8 protein-coding genes and 1 pseudogene are annotated in these 7,046 nt (G+C 44.1%); 4 read left to right on the top strand and 5 right to left on the bottom strand.

Annotation, left to right across the window (positions count from 1 at the left end; all coding sequences use genetic code 11):
- Positions 1-638 precede the first annotated feature (638 nt).
- Positions 639-899 (bottom strand): annotated as a pseudogene (locus tag IV36_RS11125) (SGNH/GDSL hydrolase family protein); the annotation flags it as partial.
- A gap of 75 nt (positions 900-974) precedes the next feature.
- Here IV36_RS11125 and IV36_RS11120 point away from each other — a divergent pair.
- A complete protein-coding gene (locus IV36_RS11120) occupies positions 975-2,879 on the top strand; it encodes a heavy metal translocating P-type ATPase (protein WP_056992522.1) in 1,905 nt (634 codons plus the stop codon).
- Between the two features lie 153 nt (positions 2,880-3,032).
- Here the strand turns inward: IV36_RS11120 and IV36_RS11115 are convergent, their stop codons facing one another.
- A complete protein-coding gene (locus tag IV36_RS11115; RefSeq protein ID WP_056992520.1) occupies positions 3,033-3,785 on the bottom strand; it encodes an MIP/aquaporin family protein in 753 nt (250 codons plus the stop codon).
- 384 nt (positions 3,786-4,169) lie between these two features.
- On the opposite strand from IV36_RS11115, the gene IV36_RS11110 reads away from it, so the two are divergent.
- Together IV36_RS11110 and IV36_RS11105 are read left to right on the top strand one after the other, a co-directional pair.
- Positions 4,170-4,490, top strand: a complete 321-nt coding sequence (locus IV36_RS11110) for a thioredoxin family protein (protein ID WP_056992517.1) — start codon at positions 4,170-4,172, stop codon at positions 4,488-4,490.
- 23 nt (positions 4,491-4,513) lie between these two features.
- Positions 4,514-4,783 carry a metal-sensitive transcriptional regulator gene (locus IV36_RS11105; RefSeq protein WP_032809654.1) on the top strand — a complete coding sequence of 90 codons (270 nt, stop codon included), beginning with the start codon at positions 4,514-4,516 and terminating at the stop codon, positions 4,781-4,783.
- A 99-nt stretch (positions 4,784-4,882) separates the two neighbouring features.
- Here IV36_RS11105 and IV36_RS12320 read toward each other — a convergent pair whose 3' ends face one another.
- The 3 genes from IV36_RS12320 to IV36_RS11095 form a co-directional block, all read right to left on the bottom strand.
- Positions 4,883-5,056 (bottom strand): hypothetical protein, encoded by a 174-nt coding sequence (locus IV36_RS12320; RefSeq protein ID WP_156648668.1) that lies wholly within the window; start codon positions 5,054-5,056, stop codon positions 4,883-4,885.
- 128 nt (positions 5,057-5,184) lie between these two features.
- A complete protein-coding gene (locus IV36_RS11100) occupies positions 5,185-5,739 on the bottom strand; it encodes a Dps family protein (protein WP_056992514.1) in 555 nt (184 codons plus the stop codon).
- 12 nt (positions 5,740-5,751) lie between these two features.
- On the bottom strand, positions 5,752-5,973 hold the full coding sequence (locus IV36_RS11095) for a heavy-metal-associated domain-containing protein (protein WP_024272221.1): 222 nt from the start codon (positions 5,971-5,973) through the stop codon (positions 5,752-5,754).
- 200 nt (positions 5,974-6,173) lie between these two features.
- Between IV36_RS11095 and IV36_RS11090 the strand changes: the two genes are divergently transcribed.
- Entirely contained in the window at positions 6,174-6,839 is a 666-nt protein-coding gene (locus IV36_RS11090) for a Crp/Fnr family transcriptional regulator (RefSeq protein WP_056992512.1), read from the top strand.
- The last annotated feature ends 207 nt before the right edge of the window (positions 6,840-7,046 follow it).

The following is a 7,046-nucleotide window of genomic DNA, read 5'->3' as shown; positions in this document are numbered from 1 at the left end:
GATCTAAATGTTGCTCCTTGGAACTCACACGCGCATAACCGATTTTAGCCATTTCCAATTCTCCTTTTGGACAGTTCTAATGAACACTTGTAATTCCTAGTATAGCACAGAAATAAAAAAGACCAATAGGGTATACCCTATTGGCCTTTAAGCTTAGTGCGAATTATTAATTGAATTTATCGTTTCCCTGTATTTACCATCAAATGTTTTTTCATCTGGAAACAAGGTTTCTCGTGAATATCCTAGTTGTCTTAATTTTTTTTGGATCGAATCTTTAACTTATCACGGAAACACGAGTTACATCACGGTATTTATAGTCCTGTTGTTTTCGTTAATAGCTTGGCTATTTATGGCTCGAAGATTAAAGAAAGCTGATTATGTATAGACACTATTCTATCCCCATTTCCCTGTATAATAGATTAAGCAAGAAGCTTTAATGGCAATGATTGTCTTTTCCCTTGCGAGGTGAGGATCATGGGAACATGGCCTCACCTAGCAGGGGATCAGACTGTCCTTTATTAAAAAGTGCAGCGACTTTTTCGAAATACGATTTATCTAATAGATGCTCATTATGTTTCATCTTTTACACCTGTTTCCATTTGGAATTCAGATAAGAAATCTACCATAAGATGGGTTGATCACGATTTAAAGACATCTGGATACTGTGTCCGCAACGCTTGTGCTGTTAATTCGCCCGCCATCCGGGAGCCAGCTAAATCTAAATGCACCCCGTCCGTGGTACTGAGTTGCCAAGTAGCCGTTTCAATGAGTTGCAATTGCATAAATTCGGCCACGACCGCGCGAATAATCGCTGCAAAATTCTGATTAAACGGGATCATTACAGCAAGCCGGCTATTCGGGTAAAGCGTCTGCACCTGATTAAGGAAGCGGCGCAAAACTTGACGCCTATCAAGTTTCCATCAAGCTGAACTCACTATACTAGGGTCATCAAATCAAATAAGGAGTTGCAAATTATGAAATTCCAATTATTTCTCACTAAACATACGAATCAAATTACATTAGTTACGGGGATTCTGATTGTTCTTGGGATGCTCAGTAAATATCTCTTACAATTTACGCTCGGTTACCAAGTCATTTTAGCAGTTGCTTCAATTATTGCCGTCATTCCGATTGCGGTTCGTGCTTGGAGCGCACTTCGGAACAAAGTTTTCAGTATTGAACTGTTAGTTAGTATCGCAGTGATTGGGGCATTCATTATTGGTGAATTCAACGAATCCGCAATCGTTACTTTCCTCTTCTTGTTTGGCTCCTATCTCGAAAGCAAGACCTTGCAGAAGACGCGGACCGCAATCAAAGGCTTGACTGACATGTCACCAACTACCGCAACTTTAGTTACTGATGATGGCACCGAAGAAGTCGACGTTGATGATGTGGACGAAGGTGACGTTGTCCTAGTTAAAACTGGGAGTCAGGTTCCCGTTGACGGGATTGTTGTTGAAGGTAACGGCTACCTTAACGAAGCCTCAATTACGGGTGAAGCACGCCAAATCAACAAGCAACTCAAGGACTCGGTTTACTCCGGAACAATGGTTGAAAATGGCTATCTGAAGATCAAAGCGACTCAGGTTGGCGACGACACGACTTTTGCCAAAATTATTGAATTGGTCGAAGAAGCTCAAGATACCAAGTCCAAAGCTGAAAAGTTCATCGACCGCTTTGCTCAATATTATACGCCTGCCGTCCTCGTTTTAGCAGTCTTAGTCTTCGCCTTCTCCCGTGACTTCCGCTTAGCAATCACGGTACTGGTTCTCGGTTGCCCAGGTGCCTTAGTTATCGGCGCCCCAGTGTCAAACGTTGCCGGAATCGGGAATGGTGCCAAGCGTGGTATCCTGATCAAGGGTGGTGAAGTCGTCGATACTTTTGCCAAAGTCGATACCCTGGTCTTCGATAAGACCGGTACTTTAACGGAAGGTAACACTGCCGTTACAACCATGCACACTTACACAAACAATGCGGATAATCAACTAGCTCTCGCTGCCGCTATTGAGGGCTTTTCCGACCATCCGTTAGGCCAAGCAATCGTCAGTTATGCCGACCAGCAGTCAGTGGGGGTCGCTCCCGTCCTAGATGACACTGGAACCGTTAAGGGTCAAGGAATCTGTGCACAAGTCGGTAAGCAAGAAGTTGTCATTGGTAATCAAAAAATGTTGACGGCTCATAATATCAAACTAAATCCTACTCAACTCAAAGATCTCAATGATTTACAAGCTGGTGGTCAATCAACCGTTATCATGGCAGTCGACGGACAAGTTCAACTCATCTTCGGGATTGCCGATACGATTCGTCCAGGCGTGAAGGACTCCCTCGCCGCATTAAAAGCCCAAGGAATCAAGAAACTCGTTATGTTAACTGGAGACAATGAACTCACCGCTCAAGCCGTTGCCAACGAATTGAACCTAGATGAAGTTCACGCCAACCTCTTGCCAGAAGAAAAAGTCGAATACGTTAAGAAACTAAAAGCAGCCGGTAACACGGTCGCCTTTATTGGGGATGGAATCAACGACAGTCCTTCAATCGCTAACGCCGATATCGGAATCGCAATGGGTAGTGGGACTGACGTTGCCATCGATACATCCGATGTCGTCTTGATGCAATCAAGCTTCCCCGCATTAGTACACGCCCACGGTCTCGCCAAGAAAACTGTCTCGAACACTCGTGAAAACATCTTCATCGCCATTGCCACCGTGGCCTTCCTACTGATTGGGCTAATCTTCGGTTATATCTACATGGCCAGTGGGATGTTTGTCCATGAAGCTAGTATCTTAGTCGTTATCTTCAACGCTATGCGGTTAATCAATTTCCAAACCAAGTTCGACAAACAACAACCAACTAAAACCATTCAAGCAGCCACAGCTTAATCAAGTCTCCCCAACTTGGTTACAGGCCTAGCAACCAATAACGGCCCGCCGACTAGTCTTCCCCAGCTAGTCGGCGGACCGTTTTAGCATATTGCAATCAAAAATGATAGACCAATAATAATTTCATAAATACGCTCGGTTAATTAATTGCGATTACAAACCAAAAAAGATCTTATAAATCCAAATTCCAATAACGGCACCAATAATTGGGGCAACCACGGGAACCCAACTATATTCCCAGTGAGAACTACCCTTGTTCGGTACTGGTAATAACGCGTGTACTAGCCGTGGTCCCAAGTCACGGGCCGGATTTAGGGCCGGACCGGTTGGACCGCCTAACGAAATAACCATGGCAGCAATCAAAAGTCCAACGCCAATATTGGCGATATCGATATTTTGATGAAAAAACATTCCGCGATATAATCCCATGGCACCAAAAATCAGGACTGCGGTTCCTACCATTTCCGTAACAAAACCGTTTAACTGACTGTTCGCATGATCACTATTTGCAAACGTCCCTAAGACCGCCTCATTATCAGTCGTTTGCCGATAATGGGGCCAGTACAGTGCCAAAATCAAGCATTGGCCTGCGATTGCTCCTAGAAATTGCCAGATTAAGTAAGGCGCAACGTGCGCCCAGGGAAAGATTCCAATCACGGCTTGCCCAATCGTAATCGCGGGGTTTAAATGGTTACCAGAAATCGAGCCAAACATCATGGCTGGGAGCATGACCCCCAGTCCATATCCCGATGCAACCAGGAGCCATCCTCCATTGGCGAGTCCTGGATCATCGTTACCAGTCGTGTTCTTCAGGAATGCGTTAGCGACAGCACCATTACCTAGTAGTACTAGGATCAGCGTGCCAAAAAATTCAGCGGCGTAGCGTGCTTCCCATGAACCTGTCATCTGTAAATCCTCCTCGTATGGTACCGAGCATCTATGATAATTTGAAGATACCAGATAAAACTATTTATGTAAACGTTTTATTTTGCTTAAATAAGCGGTTTCTAATAATTCAACATAATTCTACCAAATACCCTGGGTTGTATAATTATGAAGCGCTAGTATAACACGCTCGCGTCAACATGAGATCTTCAACGTTAATGCTCGCGATCACAACTAGTGGATTCTCAGGAGCCGCTAGCTTCCATAACGAATCGTTATTATCTAATCACCCAATACATCAGTCCTTTTTAAATCCCTCCACGGCCAGAAGCAGAACACTTGCTCGTATATACCTATGGGGGTATATTATTTAGTGACAAATACTTACTAAAGGAGTCAGCTAAAATGGTTAAAGAAATACATGATCAAGATTTTGCCAAAGAAACAGATACTGGTATCGCCGTTATTGATTTTCGCGCGGACTGGTGCCCACCATGTCGCATGATGGACCCAATTCTTAAGTCCCTTTCTGAAGACCCCGCTTACAAGGACCAGGTCAACTTCGTTTCATTGAACATTGACCATGACCAAGCTACGGCCAGTCAATTCCAAGTTCAAGGAATTCCAACCTTCCTGATTAAGAAAGATGGCCAAATCGTCAGTCACATGGTCGGAGCACGTCCTAAGCCTGATTTTGAAGCCGAACTCAAAAAAGCACTTGCCTAATTACGAAGGGGGCATCATGAATCATGGCAACTACTGAAGAATATGTCACTAACAAGCAGATCAAGACCCGGCTGAAACGTTCGGCTGGTCAACTGGACGGCGTTTTACGTATGATGGACGAAAATCGTCCTTGCGAAGATGTCTTAGTTCAACTTTCAGCAGTGAAATCAAGTATCGACAAGGCCATGAAACTCGTCATCGCCCGTAATATTAATAATTGTGTAGATGCGATGACCACGGCTGATGTTCAGAATCTTGAACACTCCTTGGATCTACTGCTAAAAACCAAATAACGCCAAAAAAGACGGTGTCGCCAATCTCAGTTGGTTATACCGTCTTTTTAGTGCCAGTTGACTCAGTTAAGCACCGTATCCGTCAGGCAACTTATCGAGTCAATCTTTCCAATCGCCCTTTTTCCAGTCATCGTCGTCATCACTGTGGGACTGCTCGGCATCCTTGGGCGCTCGTTTTGCTCGCTTCAACAGTACCGTCGTTGAAACCACCGTTACGAACCCAGTCGCAATAATAAAGACAAATGTCCACATCACAATGTCGCTAATCGCCATCTCGGGGCCCTCCCATATAATTTAATTGTCGTTAGTATAGCGCAGGCCCGTTGTAATAGCAAAAACGCCTTGGATAGTTTGCCCACACAATCGCTATCCAGAGCGTTTAATTCTTCAGCGACAACGACCTAATCGTTGTCATCCTCATCTTCTTCCTCCAAACCAGTTCGAGCATCGTTACCAAGATAAGCTTGTAATTCCCGAATATTGCGATTGTTACTGCCACGATAAACAACTAACCAAGCCGCCAGTGCCGGCCGGGTTTCTTTTTCAGCAAGCTTGATAGCCCGGTCAACGAATAGGTTTTCCGTATCAAAATCCTTGATTGTTGCGGCCACGAGTTCATCAGCAGATTGATACTTGAAAGCCCCATTTTCTTCCAACATGGAATACTTGGTTAATTCAGCCGTTGTGGAAGATGGCTTCTGGTTTTCATCTAGGAGTAATTCGCCTAATTCAGCAAACTGACGGACATTCTGGTCTAACAAACGTTGATATGCTGTCCGCAATGCCAATGATTGTGGTCCTTTAACGTACCACTTCACTTGGGTCAACTTAACGTAAGCAACCATTAAGTTAGATAAAATGTGATTCGTCATTGCGCCCGCTGTTGGGACATGGTGATCAATGTCACTCTGTTTTAATTCCGCTGCGTATTGTTCGTCGATCGTTAGTTCACTCATCGTTTATTCCTCCTACTTAACCTTGACGTTTTCAACTTCGTAACCAAGTCCGGTAACAACTTGTGCCAAATCATCGGCATTCGTCACTTCAGGATCAAAGTTAGCCTTTACCTTGCTGGCATTGAATAGCACCTTAACATTCTCAACGCCGTCATGGTTAGCAACGGCCTTTTCGATCTTGGTCATGCATGATGGGCAAGTCAACGTTCCTAATTGCATAATAATTTTCATAATCAATTACCTCCGTGTCGTTCATTTGATGGTTCTATCATAACCGGATTTGATTGATCAGAACTTGACGGCCGTCAAGAAATTCAAAAAAGTTTTACGCTACAATATAGTTATTAAAACAGTAGGAAATTTAAAACGTCAAACCCTATCTACCAAGCAAAATCTGTTATAGTTAGGGTGAATTTATTCAGGAGGTGGGCCTTATGGCAGAACATGAATGTGTGCAGTTAGTCCCAATTTTTAGCGAACTCGGTAGTGAACAATTAGACACCATCGAATCGATCGTTCGTCACCACCACTATCCAGCCGGCAGCACTTTATTTGGTGCTGACGATCCACTGGATTCACTGATGATTGTTGCCAATGGGCAGGTTAAAGTCTATCAGCTAGCTGCCAATGGTCGCGAGCAGTTACTATACCTATTACAAACTGGTGATATCGATGGCGAAGCTGCCTTATTTGAAAATCAACGGCGAACCTCATTCGGTGAAGCCTTAGTACCGACAGATGTTTGCAGTATTCGCCGTTCAGACTTTCAAGACTTGATGCAAAAATATCCCAGTATCAGCATCAATGTCTTAAACGTCTTTGGCAAACGTCTCAATCAACTGGAACGTCAAACAACCAGCACGGCCACTGAATCCGTCGAAGCCCGTTTAGCGAACTATATCACTGAAACAGCGGCAGCGCTCAAAACCGACACGTTTAAACTACCATTAAAGAAAAAGGACCTGGCGACGTTCCTCGGCACCACCCCTGAAAGCATCAGCCGTAAGCTCGCCTTATTCGAGCGTCAAGGCCTAATTACGCAAAAGCCTGGCAAGGTCATCGAAATTAACGATGCCGACCAGCTATTATTAACTGAATAATGACTACTAATTAAATTATCCTTAATCCCCCGGATGACTAGCGAAATCACTGTTAGTCATCCAGGGGCTTTTACGTCAACCATCACGCTGCCTCATAAGGTGATTTACAGGCACTAACAGCTCCTGCATGCCGATAATTTAGAAGTAATCTTGACCTTTACATTAACATTCACAACCCATCAGCTACTGATTCAGGACTATTAAGAT

Origin of the sequence: Liquorilactobacillus mali, from assembly GCF_001437155.1 — a bacterium.
Lineage (GTDB): Bacteria > Bacillota > Bacilli > Lactobacillales > Lactobacillaceae > Liquorilactobacillus > Liquorilactobacillus mali_A.
This window is presented reverse-complemented; position numbering and strand designations above follow the sequence as displayed.